This window comes from Microbacterium sp. As-52 (assembly GCF_049949185.1).
GTDB classification, from domain to species: Bacteria; Actinomycetota; Actinomycetes; order Actinomycetales; family Microbacteriaceae; genus Microbacterium; species Microbacterium maritypicum_A.
Genome location: NZ_CP188171.1, coordinates 654,523 through 674,437, shown reverse-complemented (window position 1 = coordinate 674,437; position 19,915 = coordinate 654,523). Strand labels below are relative to the sequence as shown.

The 19,915-nt window shown below is 70.1% G+C and carries 18 protein-coding genes; 8 read left to right on the top strand and 10 right to left on the bottom strand.

Going from position 1 to position 19,915, the window contains the following annotated elements:
- Positions 1–76: 76 nt before the first annotated feature.
- Positions 77–1,726 carry a thiamine pyrophosphate-binding protein gene (locus tag ACLFA2_RS03270; protein ID WP_029260498.1) on the bottom strand — a complete coding sequence of 550 codons (1,650 nt, stop codon included), beginning with the start codon at positions 1,724–1,726 and terminating at the stop codon, positions 77–79.
- A gap of 163 nt (positions 1,727–1,889) precedes the next feature.
- Between ACLFA2_RS03270 and ACLFA2_RS03265 the strand changes: the two genes are divergently transcribed.
- Complete coding sequence (locus ACLFA2_RS03265) at positions 1,890–2,399, top strand: phosphoribosyltransferase (RefSeq protein ID WP_021198813.1); 510 nt, start codon at positions 1,890–1,892, stop codon at positions 2,397–2,399.
- 16 nt (positions 2,400–2,415) lie between these two features.
- Here ACLFA2_RS03265 and ACLFA2_RS03260 read toward each other — a convergent pair whose 3' ends face one another.
- The 8 genes from ACLFA2_RS03260 to ACLFA2_RS03225 all read right to left on the bottom strand — a co-directional run bounded on the left by ACLFA2_RS03260 (position 2,416) and on the right by ACLFA2_RS03225 (position 9,182).
- Positions 2,416–3,939 carry an ATP-dependent DNA ligase gene (locus ACLFA2_RS03260; RefSeq protein WP_426622030.1) on the bottom strand — a complete coding sequence of 508 codons (1,524 nt, stop codon included), beginning with the start codon at positions 3,937–3,939 and terminating at the stop codon, positions 2,416–2,418.
- 160 nt (positions 3,940–4,099) lie between these two features.
- Entirely contained in the window at positions 4,100–4,870 is a 771-nt protein-coding gene (locus ACLFA2_RS03255; RefSeq protein WP_426622029.1) for an enoyl-CoA hydratase/isomerase family protein, read from the bottom strand.
- A 13-nt stretch (positions 4,871–4,883) separates the two neighbouring features.
- Positions 4,884–6,047, bottom strand: coding sequence for a 1,2-phenylacetyl-CoA epoxidase subunit PaaE (paaE, locus tag ACLFA2_RS03250; RefSeq protein ID WP_347125161.1), 1,164 nt, complete (start codon positions 6,045–6,047; stop codon positions 4,884–4,886).
- 1 nt (position 6,048) lies between these two features.
- On the bottom strand, positions 6,049–6,543 hold the full coding sequence (gene paaD, locus ACLFA2_RS03245) for a 1,2-phenylacetyl-CoA epoxidase subunit PaaD (RefSeq protein WP_029260501.1): 495 nt from the start codon (positions 6,541–6,543) through the stop codon (positions 6,049–6,051).
- Positions 6,537–7,400: a 1,2-phenylacetyl-CoA epoxidase subunit PaaC gene (gene paaC / locus ACLFA2_RS03240; RefSeq protein WP_029265815.1), complete on the bottom strand. Its 864-nt coding sequence runs from the start codon at positions 7,398–7,400 to the stop codon at positions 6,537–6,539. The genes paaD and paaC overlap by 7 nt, the downstream gene beginning before the upstream one ends.
- Positions 7,397–7,702: a 1,2-phenylacetyl-CoA epoxidase subunit PaaB gene (gene paaB, locus ACLFA2_RS03235; RefSeq protein WP_017828375.1), complete on the bottom strand. Its 306-nt coding sequence runs from the start codon at positions 7,700–7,702 to the stop codon at positions 7,397–7,399. The genes paaC and paaB overlap by 4 nt, the downstream gene beginning before the upstream one ends.
- Positions 7,702–8,676, bottom strand: a complete 975-nt coding sequence (paaA, locus tag ACLFA2_RS03230; protein WP_021198807.1) for a 1,2-phenylacetyl-CoA epoxidase subunit PaaA — start codon at positions 8,674–8,676, stop codon at positions 7,702–7,704. Before paaA ends, paaB begins: the two co-directional genes overlap by 1 nt.
- 86 nt (positions 8,677–8,762) lie before the next feature.
- Positions 8,763–9,182 (bottom strand): pilus assembly protein CpaE, encoded by a 420-nt coding sequence (locus ACLFA2_RS03225; RefSeq protein WP_426622028.1) that lies wholly within the window; start codon positions 9,180–9,182, stop codon positions 8,763–8,765.
- Positions 9,183–9,274: 92 nt separating this feature from the next.
- Here ACLFA2_RS03225 and ACLFA2_RS03220 point away from each other — a divergent pair, with 92 nt between their 5' ends.
- Complete coding sequence (locus ACLFA2_RS03220; RefSeq protein ID WP_021198805.1) at positions 9,275–11,395, top strand: RecQ family ATP-dependent DNA helicase; 2,121 nt, start codon at positions 9,275–9,277, stop codon at positions 11,393–11,395.
- A 91-nt stretch (positions 11,396–11,486) separates the two neighbouring features.
- Here ACLFA2_RS03220 and ACLFA2_RS03215 read toward each other — a convergent pair whose 3' ends face one another.
- On the bottom strand, positions 11,487–12,254 hold the full coding sequence (locus ACLFA2_RS03215; RefSeq protein ID WP_029260505.1) for an IclR family transcriptional regulator: 768 nt from the start codon (positions 12,252–12,254) through the stop codon (positions 11,487–11,489).
- Positions 12,255–12,414: 160 nt separating this feature from the next.
- Between ACLFA2_RS03215 and dhaK the strand changes: the two genes are divergently transcribed.
- The 6 genes from dhaK to paaK all read left to right on the top strand — a co-directional run bounded on the left by dhaK (position 12,415) and on the right by paaK (position 19,911).
- Complete coding sequence (dhaK, locus tag ACLFA2_RS03210; RefSeq protein ID WP_029260506.1) at positions 12,415–13,407, top strand: dihydroxyacetone kinase subunit DhaK; 993 nt, start codon at positions 12,415–12,417, stop codon at positions 13,405–13,407.
- Complete coding sequence (gene dhaL / locus ACLFA2_RS03205; RefSeq protein ID WP_426622027.1) at positions 13,407–14,048, top strand: dihydroxyacetone kinase subunit DhaL; 642 nt, start codon at positions 13,407–13,409, stop codon at positions 14,046–14,048. The genes dhaK and dhaL overlap by 1 nt, the downstream gene beginning before the upstream one ends.
- Positions 14,048–16,555, top strand: a complete 2,508-nt coding sequence (gene ptsP / locus ACLFA2_RS03200; RefSeq protein ID WP_426622026.1) for a phosphoenolpyruvate--protein phosphotransferase — start codon at positions 14,048–14,050, stop codon at positions 16,553–16,555. Before dhaL ends, ptsP begins: the two co-directional genes overlap by 1 nt.
- A gap of 154 nt (positions 16,556–16,709) precedes the next feature.
- On the top strand, positions 16,710–17,999 hold the full coding sequence (locus ACLFA2_RS03195) for a hypothetical protein (RefSeq protein WP_426622025.1): 1,290 nt from the start codon (positions 16,710–16,712) through the stop codon (positions 17,997–17,999).
- A gap of 136 nt (positions 18,000–18,135) precedes the next feature.
- A complete protein-coding gene (paaI, locus tag ACLFA2_RS03190; protein ID WP_021198799.1) occupies positions 18,136–18,564 on the top strand; it encodes a hydroxyphenylacetyl-CoA thioesterase PaaI in 429 nt (142 codons plus the stop codon).
- A 21-nt stretch (positions 18,565–18,585) separates the two neighbouring features.
- Positions 18,586–19,911, top strand: a complete 1,326-nt coding sequence (gene paaK / locus ACLFA2_RS03185) for a phenylacetate--CoA ligase PaaK (RefSeq protein WP_426622024.1) — start codon at positions 18,586–18,588, stop codon at positions 19,909–19,911.
- Positions 19,912–19,915 lie beyond the last annotated feature (4 nt).

Below are 19,915 nucleotides of genomic sequence, written 5' to 3'. Positions count from 1 at the left end.
CGGCCCGGCCTCAACGTCGTGCCGGCATCGCCCGACACCGATCCCGATACCGATCCCCGGAGCAAATGCGCCGAGGTCAGGAGTTCACGCGGATGATCTCCTGCTGGTAGGGCGCGATCACGTCGCCGGAGATGCGCAGATCGAGGAGCAGGAAGGGGCGCGTCGCCGGGTCCTCTTCCGCCCAGCTCGCGAGGCGTTCGAGGTCGGAAAGCGCGCGCACCACCACGCCCTCAGCGCCGACCGCAGCGCCGAATGCCGCGAAGTCGACCTCGGGAATGCGCATCGGGCCCTCCGCCAGCCCCTTGAGACCGTAGAGGTTCACCTCGGCACCGTAGGCGGCGTCGTTCCAGACCACGGCCATGCCGCGGCCGCCGGCAGCACGCACCGCGGATTCCAGATCCGCGATCGCCATGAGCCCACCGCCGTCGCCCGATGTCAGCACCACGGTCGATTCCCGTCGTGCCAACGCCGCACCGACCACGCTCGGCCAGCCCTGCCCGATCGACTGGAACGCGGTGCCGACCATCATCATGCGGTCGGGAGCGGCGACCGGCCAGTACATGTTCGCCCACCCGATGAAGTGTCCGCCGTCGGACACCACGACGCGGTCTTCCGGGAGCAGCTCGGCGATGCGGCGGGCGGCGGAGCGCGGGTCGAGGCGTCCGTCCGGAGCGAGCTCGTCGCCGGCATCGTACGTGCGCGCGGACGCGACATCGACCGTCTCGCGCCACGGGCTCGCCGATCCGGCCGACCCGATCCTGGCGGCGAGGTCCTCCGCGGCCAGCCGGGCGTCGGCACGCACGAAGCCTCCGACGTGCGCGTGTGTCGCAGCCGGTGCGATGTCGATCTGGAAGACGCGCGTGCCCGGAGCGAACAGTTCGCCGAACCGCATCGTGAACTGGTTCAGCGCGGCACCGAACACGACGACGACGTCGGCGGAGCGCACGAGCTCCATCGCGCCATCGGCACCGAAGCCGCCGGTCACACCGAGGTCGTAGCGCGTGTCGGGGAACACCCCGCGGCCGAGAGCCGACGATGCGGTGAGGGCTCCCGTCACGGCGGCAAGTTCTCCCAGCGCGGCGCTCGCTCCGGACAGCCACGCGCCGCGACCGGCGAGCAGGAACGGCCGCTCGGCACCTGCCAGCGCGGCGGCGATCTCGTCGAGCATCGCGTCGGCGAACTCCCCGCGCGGGGGGAGCGGAGCGGGGATGCGCGGAGACGGCGCCTCCGGGACCTCGCCCGCCTCGAGCGCCGCGACGTCGTACGGGATCGCGAGGACGACGGGCACCCGGTAGGTGAGGGCGTGCTCGATCGCGATGACGGTGGTGGCGGCGGCGTCCGCACGCCCCACGGTATAGGTGCGGGCACCCACGGCGGAGGCGAGAGCGATCTGGTCGACGTCCCAGGGGCGGGGACCGGACGTGGGCTCGTCTCCGACGACGAGGACGAGCGGCACGTGCGCCTGCACGGCTTCTGCGAGCGCGGTCAGGGTGTTCGTGAAACCGGCGCCGTACGTCGACGTGCCGGCGGCGATCCGACCCGACGCCCGGAAATGGGCGTCGGCCGCGACCACGGCGCCCTGTTCATGGCGGACAGCGGTGAACACGGCATCCGTCTGCGTCTCGATCGCGTCGAGGAAGTAGGCGTTGCCATTGCCCATCACCCCGAACACGGCGTCGATGTGCTGGGCGAGAGTGAGGGCGACGTGCGCGGACACGGTGGGCATGCGAAAGCCTTTCGAGACAGGGACGGAGGTAGTGCGGAATCCGTATGTGTCTCGCCTCTGCGTCTTCGCGGAGTGCTTCGTGCCTCTTTTTCAGGCACCGGCCGGGCCGGACCCGCTCAGTCTACCGGCGGGAGACCTTTGCGGAATGCGGGAGAATGCAGGAATGACTGATGCAGAGATCGAGCGCGAGACACTCACCTGGGACGGCTTCGGAGCGGCGACGCGCGATCTGGCACGGAACATCCTCGACAGCGGCTTCATGCCCGAGGTCGTCGTGGCCATCGCGCGCGGCGGACTCCTCCCGGCAGGCGCGATCGCCTACGGTCTCGGCGCCAAGAACTGCGGAGCGATCAACGTCGAGTTCTACACCGGCATCGGCACCGTGCTCGACGCACCGGAGGTGCTGCCTCCCGAGCTCGACATGGCGTACCTGGACGGACGCCGCGTGCTGCTCGTCGACGATGTCGCGGATTCGGGTCGCACGCTCGCCCTGGCCGTGCAGCTGCTGAAGGACAAGGGGGCCGACGTGCGGTCGGTCACGATCTACACCAAGCCGTCGACGATCATCCAGCCCGACTTCGCCTGGAAGGACACCGACCTCTGGATCGACTTCCCGTGGTCGTTCCGTGGAACCGTCCGCGAAGAGGATCAGGGGCTCGCGCCCTCCGCCTGAGCCTGCTGCGCGCGGGTCACGCGTGCAGCAGCGAACGCAGCGTCTGGATCGTGTCGGCCTCGACGACGGTTTTGTCGGTGCGGTGTCCCTTCACGCGAGCGAATCGCAGCGCGATGCCTCCCGGGTATCGCGGTGAGCGCTGCACGCCGTCGATCGCGATCTCCACGACGAGCTCTGGGCGCAGGAATACGGTCGACGCGGTGCGGTGCGACTCGTGCTCGGGGAACTCCGCGGTCTGCCACCTCAGCAGTTCATCGGTGAGCCCCTTGAACGTCTTGCCGACCATGACGAACCCGCCGGGGTCGCCGAACTCGCCCTCCGGGTCGCGGGCCCCCAGGTGCAGGTTCGAGAGCCAGCCGCGACGGCGGCCGGAACCCCACTCCGCGCCGAGGACCACCAGATCGAAGGTCAGCACGGGCTTGACCTTGACCCACGACTTGCCTCGGCGACCGGCCGCGTAGGGCGCGTCGATCGCCTTGACCACGACACCTTCGTGGCCCGCAGCGAGGGCCTCGCGCGAGAGACGTTCGGCGGCTTCGGCATCGTCTGTCACTATGCCGGGCATCCGCCAGTCGCCGGCCACGCGTTCCAGTTCGGCCAGCCGCACGGACAGCGGCTCGTCGATCAGGTCGCGCCCATCCACGTGCAGCACATCGAAGAACCACGGCCGCAGGACGAGTTCGCGGGACACATCGGCGCCGAACCGCGACATCGTCTCCTGGAACGGGCGCGGCCCTCCGTCCTCGTCGAGCGAGAGCGTCTCCCCGTCGAGGATGACATCCGTGACGGGGAGCGCGCGCACGATCTCGACGAGCTCCGGCACCCGGTGGGTGACGTCGGCGAGGCTCCGCGTGTAGACGCCGACCTCGTCGCCATGACGGTGCACCTGGATGCGGGCGCCATCGAGCTTGTACTCGACCGACGCCTCGCCGGTGATCTCGAGCGCGGCGGAGGGAGTCGGCGCGGTGGCCGCCAGCATCGGCAGGACGGGGCGTCCGACCTGCAGACCCACGGCTTCGAGGTCGCCTTCGTCTCCGGTGAGTGCGATGCGGGCGGTCTCGCCGAGATCGCCGGAGAGCATGGCGGCGCGACGCACGAGGGCGAGGGGGCGGTCGGCTGCTCTCGCGATCGAGTCGAGGAGCACGCCGGACAACGCCCCCGTGCGGAGTTCGCCGAGCATGGCGCGGACCAGGAAGTCCCACTCCGCCGCCGTGGCGCGCGACGCGAGCTCGACGAGGATGCCCGTGCGGGTGGCCGTCGAGCCGGAACCGGACGCTGCGGCGAGGGCGTCGAGCGAGGCGTCGACATCGCCCACGGTCAGCGCGGGATCGTCGGCGTGCGCGATCTCGATGGCCGTGAGTCCCCGCCATCCGACGCCGAGTCGGCCCTGACGTGGGGAGGCCAGCAGCAGTCCCACGAGCGTCGCGATCTCATCTGGGGCGGATCGCGCCAGCAGTCGCGCCAGGGCATCGACCTTCGTGAGACGGGACGCCGTGGCGGAGACCTCTTCTGTCGTGGTGACGACCTCGGAGAGCATCATCCCGGTATTGTCGCACCGGCCACCGACGCTGGACAGGAGACGGATTCAGGCCGATGCGCCGATTCAGGCCGATCGTCGCCCGAACTGCCTGATGCGGCGCGAGTGCCTGATGCCGCGTGAATCGTGTCCCCGCTCGGGCACGCGTGAGCGGGGCGGCGCGTCAGCGCCCGCGGAACTCGGGCTTCCGCTTCTCCTGGAAGGCCGCGAAGCCCTCGCGGTAGTCGTCGGTGTCGCACAGCGCGGCCTGGGCGGCGTTCTCGATGCCGACCGCATCCCACAGCGCGAGCCGCTCGTCGCGGATGCGGGCGATGAGCTCCTTGCTCGCCAGGAACGCCGCCGTGGCACCGCGCGCCGCCGTCGCTGCGGCATCCGTCGTCGCCTGCACGACCTCGTCATCCGGGAACACGCGCGAGAACAGGCCCGATGCCACGGCCTCCGCGCCGCTCATGAGGCGGCCCGTGTAGATGAGGTCGAGTGTCTTGTGCGCCCCGAGCCGATCGAGGAACAGGGCGTGGCCGCCGGAGTCGAGCGTCGCGCCGAGCGCCGCGAACGGGGAGCCGATCTTCGCAGACTCGGCTACGTACACGACATCGGTCGCGATCAGGAGGCCGAGGCCGACCCCGAGGCAGGCACCGTGCGCGACGGCGAACGTCGGCGCGGGAAACCGGGACATCCGCTGCAGCAACGGCGTCACGAGGCCGCCGAGGTAGCCGAGCACATCGTCATCCCGCGGGTCGACGCCGGAGATATCCCGCCCAGCGCAGAACCCGCGTCCTTCGCCACGGAGCACGAGGGCCCGCACGCCCGCCGTCTCCGCCTCGACATATGCGGTGTCGAGTTCCGCCAGCCCCTGTTCATCGAGGGCGTTCCGCTTCGACGGCGCGTTCAGCACGATCGTGGCGACGTCGTCGGCGATGGTGAGGTCGATCATGGGGCCTCCGGGGTCAGACGTCGTAGTCGACGACCACGCGGTCGCTGGTCGGGTGGGACTGGCAGGTGAGCACGAATCCGCGTTCGAGCTCGTCGGGCTCGAGCGCGTAGTTCTCGGTCATGGTCACGCTGCCCTCGATCACGCGCGCGCGGCACGTGCCGCAGACGCCGCCCGCGCAGGCGAACGGAGCGTCGGGCCGCACGCGCAGCGCCGCGTTGAGCACCGACTCGTGTGCATCCACCGGGCTCTCCACGGTCGAGGAGACACCGTCGAGCGTGACCTCGATGCGCACGGTCTTCTCGCCGGCGCGCACCTGCACCGGCCGGGCCGCACGTGCCGGTTCATCACCGGTCGTGAACAGCTCGAAGCGGATGTGCGAGCGATCGACCCCGACATCGGCCAGCACCTCGCGACAGAGGTCGACCAGCGCGAGAGGTCCGCACAGGAACCATTCATCGACGGTCGCGGGCGGGATGAGGGTGCCGAGGATCGTGCGGAGCTTCTCCTCGTCGATGCGTCCGGACAGCACAGGAGCCGCCCGCTGCTCTCGGGACAGCACGTGGTGGAGCACGAGCCTCGTCGGGAAGCGGTCCTTGAGGTCGGCCAGATCTTCCAGGAACATCACGTCGAGCGTCGCGCGGTTCGTGTAGAGCAGGGTGAACCGCGACGTGTCCGACCGGTTCAGCACCGTGTGCGCGAGTGCCATCAGCGGCGTGATGCCGGAGCCGGCGGCGATCCCCACCACATGGCGGTCGTCGAGGTCGTCGAGCGCCGAGGTGAAGGTGCCCTGCGGGCTCATGACGTCGATCTCGAAGCCGGCGTGCAGGCCTGTCTGCGCCCACGTGGAGAAGAGTCCGCCCTCGTCGCGCTTAACGGCGACGCTCAGCCGGGTGTCCTGTCCGTCGTCGCGATGCTCCGGTGCGCGGCACAGCGAGTAGGAGCGCCGCACCTCGACGCCGTCGAGGGTGGTGCGCAGGGCGACGTACTGACCGGGAAGGTGGTCGTATTCGTCGGCGAGCGCGGCCGGGACCGTGAACGTCACTTCCACGGCATCCTCGGTGAGCGGACGCACGTCGTCGACGACGAGGGTGTGGAAACGGGCGCGCTTCCGGGGGGAGGTCGCGCGTGCGGCGGTCGTCCGCGGCGAGGGCGCGGGCGCCGAGGTGAAGAGCGACATGTCAGTGCACCTTGAAGTGGTCGAAGGGCTCGAGGCAGGCGCGGCACTCGAAGAGCGCCTTGCACGAGGTCGAGCCGAAGTGGGAGACCTCGCGGGTGTCGAGCGACCCGCATCGCGGGCAGCGCACGCTCAGCGCCAGGCGGATCGGCCCGGTCGAGACGGCGGCGCGGCCGGAGGGCGGCGCGATGCCGTACTCCGCGAGCTTCGTCTTGCCGGCTTCCGTCATCCAGTCCGTCGTCCAGGCGGGCGAGAGGACGAGCCGCACATCGACCCGGTCGAAGCCGGCGGCGGTGAGGGCGAGGATCACATCGTCTCGGATCGTGTCCATCGCGGGGCAGCCGCTGTACGTCGGCGTGATGTCGACGTGCACCCGGGTGCCGTCGACCTCGACCGCACGGAGCACGCCGAGGTCCTCGATCGTGAGGACGGGGACCTCGGGGTCGGGAACGGAAGCGGCGATCCGCCAGGCGGCCTGCGTCGGAGTGAGAGTCACCATGTCGCCCCCGGATGCCGTCGCGCGAGCACCTGCATCTCGGCGAGGATGTGGCCGAGGGGGGTCGCGTGCGCGCCGCGACGCCCGCCCGCCGACGACGACATGACGTCGGGAACCGTCAGCTCCGCCTCGGTGAAGACGGTCGCGACCACGCCGTCGAACCCGGGACGCAGGCGCGACGGGGACACGGCCGCATCGCCGAGTCGCTCGATCAGCTCATCGTCGCGGAACAGCTCGTCGACGTACGGCCAGACATCACCGATCGCCCGGATGATGCGGGTGCGGGACTCCTCGGTGCCACCCGCGAGGCGCAGCATCCACTGCACGGCGTGATCGCGGTGGTAGTCGACCTCCTTGAGCGATTTCTCGGCGATCGCGGCGAAGGTCTCGTCGCTGCTGCCGCGCAACGCCGTGTAGAGCTCGAACATGTAGGTCGCCACGACGAACTGTCGGGCGATCGTCTGGGCGAAGTCGCCGTTGGGCTGCTGCACGATCCACGCGCAACGGAACTCGGGCTCGTCGCGGAAGAAGGCGAGGTCGTCTTCGCTGCGGCCGTCGTACGACCCCGCGTAGTGCAGGAACGAGCGCGCGTGGCCGAGCAGGTCGAGCGCGATGTTGCCCAGGGCCACGTCCTCCTCCAGCTCCGGGGCCCGCGAGATCCAGGCGCCCAGCTGCTGGGAGAGGATGAGGGCGTCATCTCCGAGGCGCAGTGCGTACTCGGCGATGTCGGCGGACGTGGCCACCGCGCCGGTGCCGGAGAGCTCCTGCGAGAGGCGGAGTTCGTCGACCGAGACGTCGCCGTGGATGTCGCCGTGAACGTCGACGTCCTCGGGCGCGGTGGTCGGGTGCGGTGTGCTCACAGGTGCGGCACTCCCTCGGAAGCCGTGTAGTACACGGCGTGGCGGTAGTTCTTGCCCGCGGGGCTCTCGAAGTATGCGCCCTTGGCGTCGGGATCGCTCGTGGTGATCGCGTCGGCGGGCGCCACCCAGATCGACACGCCCTCGCCGCGGCGGGTGTAGAGGTCGCGCGCGTTGCGGATCGCCATCTCGGCGTCGGGCGCGTGCAGCGAGCCGACGTGCACGTGGCTGAGCCCGCGATTGGCGCGCACGAACACCTCCCACAGCGGCCAGGGTTCGCGCTCATCCGCGCCCGGTGTCGCCATCACGCCACCGCCTTCGTCTCGAGGGACTGCTTGCGGGCATACTCCGCGGCGGCCTCGCGCACCCAGGCGCCCTCTTCGTGGGCCGTGCGTCGGCGCTCGAGTCGCTCGGCGTTGCACGGCCCGTTGCCGCGCACCACCTCGAAGAACTCGTCCCAGTCGATCTCGCCGATCACATACTGGCCGGTCTGCTCGTCGAAGCGCAGATCGGGGTCGGGCAACGTCACCCCGAGGATCTCGGCCTGGGGCACGAGCATGCCGACGAACCGCTGGCGCAGCTCGTCGTTCGAGAACCGCTTGATCTTCCACTTCATCGACTGCGCCGAGTTCGGGGACTGGTCGTCGGGTGGCCCGAACATCGCCAGGCTCGGCCAGTACCAGCGGTTCACGGCATCCTGTGCCATCTCGCGCTGCTCCGCGCTGCCCTGCATCAGCGTGAGCAGGATCTCGAAGCCCTGCCGCTGGTGGAACGACTCCTCCTTGCACACGCGCACCATGGCGCGGCCGTACGGACCGTAGGAGGCCCGGCACAGCGGCACCTGATTGCAGATCGCGGCGCCGTCGACGAGCCAGCCGATCGCACCCATGTCGGCCCAGGTCGGGGTGGGGTAGTTGAAGATCGACGAGTACTTTGCCTTGCCGCTGATGAGCTGATCCATCATCTCGTCGCGCGTGGTGCCCAGGGTCTGCGCCGCGGAGTAGAGGTAGAGACCGTGGCCGGCCTCGTCCTGCACCTTCGCCATCAGGATCGCCTTGCGCTTGAGGCTCGGCGCGCGTGTGATCCAGTTGCCCTCGGGTTGCATGCCGATGATCTCGGAGTGCGCGTGCTGGGAGATCTGCCGCACCAGCGTCTTGCGGTAGGCATCGGGCATCCAGTCGCGGGGCTCGATGCGCTGCTCGTTCGCGATGAGCTCGTCGAAGAGACGCTCCTCATCGGAGAGCTCGCCCACCAGGGACAGGTCTGCGGGACTGGTCATCGTCGACTCCTCGGCCTCCGGCCAACTTTACTGACCGATCGTTAGGTAATTCTGACACAGAGCACGGCCGGTTTCAAGGCACCTGCTCAGTGCGAGCGCGAGATCAGCTCGAGGAGCGCCCGGCCGTAGGCCTCCGAGGGATCGGGGTGCTCGAAGGCGATCACATGGCCACCGATCTCGACGTCGACGCGAAAGGCGTCTTCGAGGCGCACCAGCGCGCGGAAGGCGCCCCGGAGCAGGTCGCGCAGCTGATCCTCCCGCGGCAGCCACACCGCATCCGCGAGGGTCACCGCGTCGAGCGCCCATTCCGTGGTGCCGTTGAACGCCAGATCGGTGCCGCTCGGCGTCTGGCGGGCTTCGATCGTCATCTCGCTGACCGTGAAGACCTCGGCCTCCGCTTCGAGTTCCACCTCGTCCGGCAGGTCGAGCTGGAAGCGGTCGCCCTCGGCGGGATGCCAGACGAGTCCGGAGTCTCGCAGGGCGACGGCGAGCTCGCGTGTGATCATCTCCTCACGCTAGACGACGGGACTCGCCGACGGCTCGGCGAACCTGTGGATGACGACGTCGTCGTGTCGGCGGCGTGGGGCAGAGTGGGCGCATGACATTCGCAGCTCCCGCCGACACCCGCGAGGCCGCACGCGCGGCGCTGCGCGAACTCGTCGGCCGCCCCGACGCCGACTTCCACGACGGGCAGTATGAGGCGATTGAGGCGCTGGTCGAGGGGCGTCGGCGCGCGCTCGTGGTGCAGCGCACCGGCTGGGGAAAGTCCGCGGTGTACTTCGTCGCCACCCTGCTGCTGCGTCGACAGGGGGCGGGGCCGACCGTGCTGGTGTCGCCGCTGCTCGCGCTCATGCGCGACCAGATCGCCGCGGCCGAACGTGCCGGGGTGAGGGCGGTCGCGATCAACTCCACCAACGCGCACGAATGGTCCGAGGTGCTCGGGCAGCTCGACCGCGATGAGGTCGATGTGCTGCTGGTCTCGCCGGAGAGGCTGAACAACCCCGCGTTCCGCGAGCAGCAGCTGCCGGCGCTGGTGCGTCGCATCGGCATGCTCGTCGTCGACGAGGCGCACTGCATCAGCGATTGGGGACACGACTTCCGTCCCGACTACCGGCGGCTGCGCGACCTGATCGCGCAGATGCCCGCCGACGTGCCGGTGCTGGCGACCACCGCGACGGCGAACAGCCGGGTCGTGGCAGACGTCGCCGAGCAGCTCGGCAGTCTCCAGAGCGGTGACCGCGACGCCGAGCCGGTGCTCACCATCCGCGGCCCGCTCGCCCGCACCTCATTGCGTCTGGGGGTGCTCCGCCTGCGCGATTCGGCGAGTCGTCTCGCGTGGCTGCTCAGCCACATCGACGATCTTCCCGGATCCGGCATCATCTACACGCTGACCGTCGCGGCCGCCGTCGACACCGCCCGGCTGCTGCGAGACCACGGACACGACGTGCGGGCCTACACCGGACAGACCGACACCGATGAACGCGCCGAGTCCGAGGGGATGCTCAAGCGCAACGAGGTGAAGGCGCTCGTCGCCACGAGTGCGCTCGGCATGGGCTTCGACAAGCCCGATCTGGGATTCGTGCTCCACCTCGGTGCGCCCTCGTCGCCGGTGGCCTACTACCAGCAGGTCGGCCGTGCCGGTCGCGCGAGTGAGAGCGCCGACGTGCTGCTGCTCCCCGGCGTCGAGGATCGCGATATCTGGCATTACTTCGCGACGGCGTCGATGCCCGACAAGGAGCGGGCGGAGCGGGTGATCGGTGCGCTCGGCGATGCTCCGATCTCGACGCCGGCGCTCGAAGCGATGGTCGACATCCGCCGCACGCCGCTCGAGCTGCTGCTGAAGGTCCTCGACGTCGACGGCGCGGTGCGGCGCGTGCAGGGCGGCTGGGTCGCGACCGGCGAGCCGTGGACCTACGACGCCGAGCGCTACGAGCGCATCGCCGCCGAGCGTCTCGCCGAGCAGCAGCACATGATCGAATACGAGCAGACCGACGGCTGCCGTATGGAGTTCCTGCAGCGTGCCCTCGACGACGACACGGCCGCGCCCTGCGGAAGGTGCGACAACTGCGCGGGCGGATGGTTCCCTCGCGAGATCGGAGAATCCGCGAGCTCGCAGGCCGCGGAGTCGCTCGACCGTGTCGGTGTGCCGATCGAGCCTCGTCGTGCCTGGCCGACCGGAGCCGATCGGCTCGAGGTGCCGGTCAAGGGGCGCATCCCCGCCGACGAGCAGGCTGCCGAGGGGCGAGCACTGGCGCGCCTCACCGACCTGGGCTGGGGAGGGGCGCTGCGCGAGATCTTTGCCGCGGGCGCGCCCGACGCCGCGGTGACCCCGCAGTTGCTCCAGGCCTGCGTCCGCGTGCTCGCCGGATGGGGCTGGGAGGAGCGCCCGGTGGCTGTCGTCGCGATGCCATCGCGTTCGCACCCGCTACTGGTCGACTCGCTCGCCCGCGGGCTCGCCGACGTCGGCCGTCTGCCCTCCCTCGGCGCGCTCGAACCCGTCGGCGGCGGGCCCTCCGGCGGACCGGGCGGGAACAGCGTCTTCCGTCTCGCCGGGCTGTGGGACCGTTTCAGCGCGCAGCACCTCGACGTGCCGTCGGGGCCGGTGCTGCTCGTGGACGATCTTGTCGACAGTCGATGGACGATGACGGTCGCGGCCCGGACTCTCCGTCAGGCCGGGGCGACCGCGGTCCTGCCGTTCGCCCTCGCGCTTCGCGGCTGAGCGGAGTTAGCGGCTGGGTGGAGGAGGCGTCGGCGAGCGCCGGTTCGTCGGGCGAGTGCTGATCCGCCGCACCGGATCGGACGCGCGGACGTCAATCGTCGGCGGGCGCCACGCGCGGTGGCCAGGTGGTCGCGCCGAGTTCGCGGGAGACGTTCCGTGCCGTCTCGCGCAGGGCATTGAGGATCGCGTCCGAGGCGGGTGTCTGCGATGTGGGCAGCACCACGGCGACCGCGGCGACGATGTCGTTCGACGCGTCAGCGACGGGGGCGGCGATCGAGGACTCGCCGAGCACCGCCTCGTCGAACTCTCCGGCCGTGCCGCGTTCGGCGATGGCCGGCAGCTCGAGGGTCAGCCGAGCGACGTCGGTGATCGTGTCGCCGGTGAGGCTGCGCAGCGGCTGTTCGAACACGCTCTGCTGGAAACCCAGGTCGTAGGCGAGGAGGACCTTGCCCATCGCCGAGGCATGGGCGGGGATGGCCACCCCGGTCTCGAGCATCTGCTGGCTGTCGTCGGGTCGCAGGTTGTGATGGATGACGAGCACGTCGGTGAAGTGCGGTGCGCCCAGCCGTACCGAGAGGTTGGTGCGGCGCGCGAGTTCCTGCGTCCATCTCATCGCCCTGGCGCGTACGTCGAGGGTGTCGAGGTAGACGTTGCTCAGGCGCAGGAGAGTCGGACCGAGCATGTAGCGCTGGCCGCCCCGCTCCTTCGCGACGAGTCCGTGCGACCGCAGCGACTTCACGATCCCGTGCACGGTCGACGGCGGCAGGCTGAGTGCCGCCGCGAGGTCGGTGATGCCGAGGTGGCGTGCTCCCTGGAGCAGTTCGAGGATCTTCGCCGCGCGGTCGATCGCCTGGATCACGGTGAGGCCTCCTTCCGGTGCGTCGTCGAGCCGGAGCCGATGGAGCCGGGCTTCACGATTGATCTTGACAACCCGGCAGGGTCCGAGCATATTCGACATTAACGAATTGCTTTCGGATTTTTTGCGAAAGAGACCTCGAAGGATCAAAGGAGATCGAATGATGAAGAAGCTCATCAACGCCCCGGAAGACGTTCTCGTCGAATCGTTGAAGGGTGTCGCCCTCGCTCATCCGGAGCTCTCCGTCGACCTCGAGAACCATGTCATCACCCGAGCCACGCCCAAGGCCCAGGGCAAGGTCGCGATCGTCTCCGGTGGCGGCTCCGGCCATGAACCGCTGCACGGCGGGTTCGTCGGCACCGGGATGCTGGATGCGGCGGTCGCCGGCGAGGTCTTCACCTCCCCGACCCCCGATCGCGTGCAGGTGGCCACCCAGGCCGTGGATCGCGGCGCAGGTGTGCTGCACATCGTGAAGAACTACACCGGCGACGTGTTGAACTTCGAGATGGCCGCCGAGCTCGCCGCGATGGACGGGATCGAGGTCGGGAGCATCACCGTGGATGACGACGTCGCCGTGCAGGACTCGCTGTACACCGCCGGTCGCCGCGGGGTGGGCCTCACCGTGCTGCTCGAGAAGATCGTCGGAGCGGGCGCGGAAGAGGGGCGGGACCTCGCCGCCGTCGTCGAGCTGGCCAAGAAGGTCAACGGACAGGGGCGCTCGATGGGCATGGCTCTCACCAGTTGCACCGTGCCCGCCGCAGGCAAGCCCACGTTCGACCTTCCGGACGATCAGATGGAGATCGGCATCGGCATTCACGGCGAGCCCGGGCGTCACCGCGAACCCCTCGCTCCGGCATCCGAGATCGCCCGGCAGCTGGTCGAGCCGATCCTCGCCGATCTCGACGCCGCAGGACCCGCGATCGTGATGCTCAACGGCATGGGGGCTACGCCGCTCATCGAGCTCTACCTCATGTACGGCGAGGTCGCGGCGATCCTCGAGAAGTCGGGCGTGCAGATCGCCAGGAACCTCGTCGGCAACTACATCACGTCGCTCGACATGGCCGGGTGCTCGGTCACCCTGCTCAAGGCGGACGATGAGCTGCTGCGGTTGTGGGATGCCCCGGTGAACACTCCCGGTCTGCGGTGGGGCGTCTGATGGGCGCGGTCGACACCGTCGTGCTCGCCGACTGGGTCGCCCGGTTCGGTGCCGCCGTCACCGAGAAGCGCGACTGGCTCACCGAACTCGACTCGGCCATCGGTGACGCCGACCACGGAGCCAACATGGCTCGCGGTATGAGCGCCGTCGGCGAGAAGCTCTCCGCGGGCGCACCCGGAAAGGTCGACGAACTGCTCAAGACCGTCGGCATGACCCTGGTGAGTTCCGTCGGCGGAGCCAGCGGACCCCTCTACGGCACCTTCTTCCTGCGGACGGGAATGGCGGCCGGGCCGGTGTCCGAACTCGACGGCCCCGCTCTTGCGGCTGCGTTGCGGGCAGGACTCGACGGCATCGTCGCACGCGGTAAGGCGGAAGCGGGGGACAAGACCATGTTCGACGCGATGGCGCCGGCGGTGGACGCGATGGACGCGGCACTCGCCGCGGGATCCTCTGTCGCCGAGGCGACCAGGGCCGCCGCGGACGCCGCGGCAGCCGGACGCGATGCCACGCTGCCGCTGGTGGCCCGCAAGGGCAGGGCGAGTTACCTCGGGGAGCGCAGCGCGGGGCACCTCGACCCGGGGGCGGCCTCCACGGCGATCCTCTTCGACACGCTCGCCGCAGCGGTCGCGGGCACGGCCTGATGATCGGCATCGTCGCCGTCTCCCACAGCGCACGGCTCGGGGAGGCGGCACTGGAGCTTGCCCTGCAGATGGTGCACGACGGGGGAGTGCGCGTGCAGGTCGCGGCCGGAGCGGGTGTCGACGCCGAGGGGGCACCGATCCTCGGCACCGATGCCGTCGCGGTGGCCGCGGCCATCGATGAGCTCGCGGCGGACTGCGAGGGCGTGCTCGTGCTCATGGATCTGGGATCCGCCGTGCTCAGCGCCGAGCTCGCCCTCGAGCTGCGATCGAGTGCGGTGCCGGTGCGGCTCGCCCCGGCACCGTTCGTGGAGGGACTGCTCGCCGCCGTCGTGTCCGCTGCTGCGGGCGGGACGCTGGATCAGGTGGCTGCCGAAGCCACGGCGGCGCTCGGGGTGAAGACCGGCGCGCTCGGCGCCGGGGAAGACCAGATGGCCGACGCACCGGCTGTGCCGCAGGCGGACGGTGACGTGCAGGTGCGTCGGGTGCGCGTCCGCAATCCGCTCGGCGTCCATGCGCGTCCCGCTGCCCTGATCGCCCGGGCCGCCGCCGGGGCCGACGTACGCCTGCGACGGCTTCCCGACGGCCCCGATGCGGCCGCCGCGAGCCTGACGCGCCTGCTCGTGCTCGGCGCGCGCCAGGGCGATGAGCTGGAGCTGACCGCTCGTGGCGATGACGCGACGGAGGCACTGGATCGGCTGGTCGCTCTGTTCGACGACGGGTTCGGCGAGGGGACGGAGCAGGCACCGCCCGAGACGGCGGTCGCACCGCCTTCCGGGGTGACCGGAGCCGCAGAGGCATCCGCGGTCGGTGCGCCGTCGTCGCGGGAGGGGGAGCCCGCGCGTGCGGTCCCGCCAGGCACGGTGCTTCGCGGACGAGGAGTGAGCTCCGGCCGCGTCGCCGCGCCCGTGGTCCACCTCGCGCCCCCGCTTCCCGAGCCCGACCCGACCACGGTCGTCCCCGAGGCCGACCGGGACTCCGAGGTCTCAGCGATCGAGTGGGCGGCCGTCGCCGTGGCCGATCAGCTCCGCTCGCGCACCGCGCAGGCGACGGGGGAGACCAGGGCGATCCTCGACGCTTCCCGGCTCCTGGCGTCCGATCCGGAGCTGGTGTCCGAGGCCACGGCGCTCGTGCGATCGAAGGGACGCAGTGCGGCCCGTGCGGTCTGGGAGACGGCTGTCGTCCATGAGAAGGCGCTCGCCGCGCTGGGAGGGCGGATGGCCGAGCGCATCGCCGACATCCGTGATGTGCGCGACCGGATCATCGCCGAGATCCTCCAGGTCGACATGCCGGGCGTGCCCGAGCGCGATGAGCCCTTCGTGCTGGTGGCGACGGATCTCGCCCCCGCCGACACCGCGCTGCTCGCCGGCGGAGGATGCATCGCCCTCGTCACCGCGCAGGGCGGGCCGACCTCGCACACCGCCATCATCGCGCGCTCCCTCGGTCTTCCCGCCGTGGTCGGTCTCGCGGACGCGGAAGCGATCCCGGCCGGAGTCACGGTGCTCGTCGACGGTGACCGGGGAACGGTCGAGGTCGAGCCTGCGCCGTCCCGTGTCGCCGAGGCGCGAGCGTCGGCGACGGTCCTCGAGTTCGACGGTGCAGGCGCGCTCGCCGACGGGCAGCGCGTCCCGCTCCTCGCGAACGTCGGGGGTGCGGCGGACGCGACGAACGCCGCTTCGGCCCAGGCGGAGGGCATCGGCCTCTTCCGCACGGAGTTCTGCTTTCTCGATCGCACGGACGCCCCGAGCGTCGACGAGCAGATCGCCGCCTATCGAGGGGTGCTGGCGGCCTTCCCCGGACGCAAGGTCGTGGTGCGCACCCTCGACGCCGGCAGCGACAAGCCGCTGCCCTTCGCCAACGCGGACCGCGAGGACAACCCGGCGCTCGGGGTCCGCGGTCTGCGGATCGCCAGACGTCGACCGCAGCTTCTCGACGACCAGCTGCGGGCTCTCGCACGGGCGGCCGCCGAGGAGGAGGCTGTGGTCGAGGTGATGGCGCCGATGGTCGCGACGGTCGACGAGGCCGCGGAGTTCGCCGATCGGTGCCGGGCGGCGGGGCTGGACCGGGTCGGCATCATGATCGAGACCCCGTCGGCGGCCCTGCTCGCGGCCGAACTGTTCGAGGTCGTCGACTTCGTGAGCCTGGGTACCAACGACCTCGCGCAGTACACGATGGCGGCCGACCGACTGCTCAGCGAGTTGGGGGATCTGAACGATCCGTGGCAGCCTGCGGTGCTTCGTCTCATCGCCGCCGTCGGCGAGGCAGGCCGTGCGGTGGGCAAGCCGGTGGGGGTGTGCGGCGAAGCCGGCGGTGACCCGGCACTTGCTCCCGTGCTGGTCGGACTGGGCGTGACCTCGCTATCGATGGCTCCACGGTCGCTGGGTCGGGTGGCAGCGAAGCTGAGCGAGCTGTCCTCGGTGGAGTGCGCACGGGCCGCGGCCGCCGCGGTCGGCGCTCCTTCGGCCGATGCGGCACGTTCGGCTGCTGCCGCTGCACTCGCCGACGGGTGAGCGACCCGGGTCAGCCCGCACCATATGCGTGCAGCGACATATTCTCCGTTTCATTCTGATATCGACATGCGCGCTCGGTGACGCTGTGGCGGGCCGGCCCCTAAGCTCAGAGGAGAGGGGGGCGAGTGGCCACCCACGAGCAATCGGAGGGCTCATGTCCGCGCTGCGGTCCTATTCGCGATCAACTCTCGGGCTGCTGGCCGTGGGGGCCGTCGTGGCCCTGTCCGGATGCACCCCGGCTCCTCAGACGACGCCGAAACCGACCCCGTCGCCGGTCGAATCGGCACCGGAGCCCTATGCCGGCCCCGCGGTCTTCGTCGGCGACGAGCTCGACTGGTTCCTGCCGAGCGCGGAGGATATCGCGAGGATCCTGCCCGACGTCGGTGAGGTCGGCACGCCGACACCGTCCCTGATCCAGGTCTCCGACGGCGGTGGTCCCGACCTCTCGCCGGCGATCTGCAGCTCGTTGGTGTACGAACCCTCCCTGACGTCGATCGGTGCACGCTCCGTCACCTGGACCAGTGCTGTGCCCGAGCAGAGGGAGGGGTGGCTGCATGTGCTCCAGTTCGCCGACGAGGCGGCGGCGCAGGGGCTCATGGACACGTACGTCGACGCCGCTCAGCAGTGCGCGCAGTTCGCGTACGGGGGCGGCGCGTCGACGTTCGATTCGACCACGGCGGAGTCCGAGGACGGAGTTCGGGCCGTCGCGGGGTCGCTGGTGATCGATGACGGGTTCGGCGGCGGACACCGTCTCTACCAGGGGTATGCCTCGGTCGGCAATGTGCTCGTGAACTTCTGGCAGCCGTTCTCCGGCGAAGCCGCCTTCGACAGCGCGCAGGCCGCGTCCTTCCTCCGGGACCAGGCATCCGCCGCCCAGAAGCGGCTGGTGGAGGAGCTGACCGCGAATCCGCCGGAGGCCCCTGCCTCCCCGCCCGCGGTCGACCCCGGAGCCGCGTGGAGCACGTGGGACGTGACCGTCGAGGGTATCGGACCGATCGTCCTCGGAACCGAGCTCGACGACGCCATCGCGGCGGTGCCGGGAGCGGAGGTCATCCGGTCGGAGTGGGCGGGCGGGCAGACCCGGATCGTCAGTCCCGACGGGGCTGCGTCGTTGCTTCTCTGGACGGACGACGGCGCCACCGTGGTGGTCGCCGCCTCGGTCGGCTTCGCCAACGTCGCGGATGAGCCGCATGAGGACCCGGCTGCGCTGCCGGCGGCAGGCGATGTGAGGATCGGGGACACCGTGGCCGAAGCCATGAGCGCGTTCCCGGGCGGGACATCGATCAGGATCGTGTCGTCGGGGGAGTACCTGTACCAGTGGACGACTCGCGAGGGAGAGGCGATCCGGTTCCGCGTCGATCGCGACGCCGCGGACCCGGATGCCGTGATCACCGGAATCCTGACGGAGGACGCGACGCTGCGCCGGCTCCCCGACTTCGGCTGAGCTTCACCCCGCGGGGGCGGGGCGCTCGGAAGGCTCGGCGGGGCTTCCGTTTGACTAACTGAACGATCGGTCGGTTAGTATGAGCGGATCGGGTGCTGCAGGTGCGCATCCGACCCGCTCGACGAGGAGGTCGACGATGACGGAAGCGACGACGCAGACGCCGGATGCCGTGCGCCCGAATCGAGCCATGATGGAACGTGACCGCGCATCGGCCGCACTGGGGCTCGTCGTCGAACGCGACGATCCGGGCCATGCGATCGTGTCGATGCGCGTGCGGGATGACATGACGAACGGCTTCCACATCACGCACGGCGGCTTCGTGTTCGCCCTCGCCGACACCGCCTTCGCGATCGCGTGCAACGAGGATGACCGGGTGACGGTCGCGGCGGGTGCGGACATCTCCTTTCTCAAATCGACCGTGTCCGGCCAGACGCTCACCGCGACGGCGGTCCGACGGACGCGCACGGGGCGCTCCGGCATCTATGACGTGAGCGTGGTCGACGAGCAGGGTGAGCCCGTCGCCGAGTTCCGCGGACGCTCCCGCACCACCAACCAGACCCTCTGATCCCCACCTCCGGAGCCCCTCGTGTCGACGACGACCGCAACGCCCTCCCGTGTCCGCCTTCCCGCAGCCGACGAGCTCGACGCCGAAGAGCGTATGAGTCGCGAGGAGATCGCGGCTCTCCAGCTCGAACGGCTTCAGCAGACCGTTCGCCATGCGTACGCGAACGTCCCTCTCTACACGCGCAAGTTCGATGATGCGGGTGTGCATCCGGATGACATCCGCACCCTGGATGACGTGCAGCGGCTGCCGTTCACGACCAAGGCGGATCTGCGCGAGACCTATCCGTTCGGGATGTTCGCGGTGCCGATGTCCGACGTCGCCCGCATCCACGCATCCAGCGGCACCACGGGCCGGCCGACGGTCGTCGGCTACACGAGGGGCGATCTCGACCGGTGGGCTTCTCTGGTGGCGCGTTCGCTGCGGGCGAGTGGCATCCGCGCCGGCATGAAGGTGCACAACGCCTACGGATACGGACTGTTCACGGGGGGACTCGGCGCGCACGCGGGCATCGAAGCGCTCGGTGCGACCGTCATCCCGATGTCCGGTGGCCAGACGGCCCGTCAGGTGCAGCTGATCCTCGATTTCGAGCCGGATGCGATCCTGTGCACTCCGAGCTATCTGCTCACGATCGCCGACGCGATGGCGGCGCAGGGGGTCGACCCGCGCTCCACGTCGTTGAAGGTCGCTGTTCTGGGCGCCGAGCCGTGGTCGAACGAGATGCGCCACGAGCTCGAACAGCGTCTGGGAATCGACGCTCTGGACATCTACGGACTCAGCGAGGTCATGGGGCCCGGGGTGGGCAACGAATGCCTCGAGACGAAGGACGGCCCGCACCTGTGGGAGGACCACTTCCTGCCGGAGATCATCGACGGCGAGAGCGGGGCGGTGCTGCCGGACGGGGAGCTCGGCGAACTCGTGTTCACCTCGCTGACGAAGGAGGCCTTCCCCGTGATCCGCTATCGCACCCGCGACCTCACCCGTCTGCTGCCAGGGACCGCGCGTGCGGGGATGCGCCGCATGGAGAAGATCACGGGTCGCAACGACGACATGATCATCCTGCGTGGGGTGAACCTGTTCCCCACCCAGATCGAGGAGCTGGTGCTGGGGATCGAACAGCTGACGCCGCACTTCATCCTCGAGCTGTCGAAGGACGGCCGGATGGACACGTTGAAGGTGCGGATCGAACGCCACCCCGACCTGTCCGTCGAGACCTGCCAGAGCGCCGCGGAGGTGCTCGCGCAGCGCATCAAGATCTTCGTCGGGTCGACGGTCGCCGTCCAGCTGGAAGAGCCGGGGACGCTGCCGCGAAGCGAGGGGAAGTACAAGCGGGTGTACGACCTGCGGTGACGAC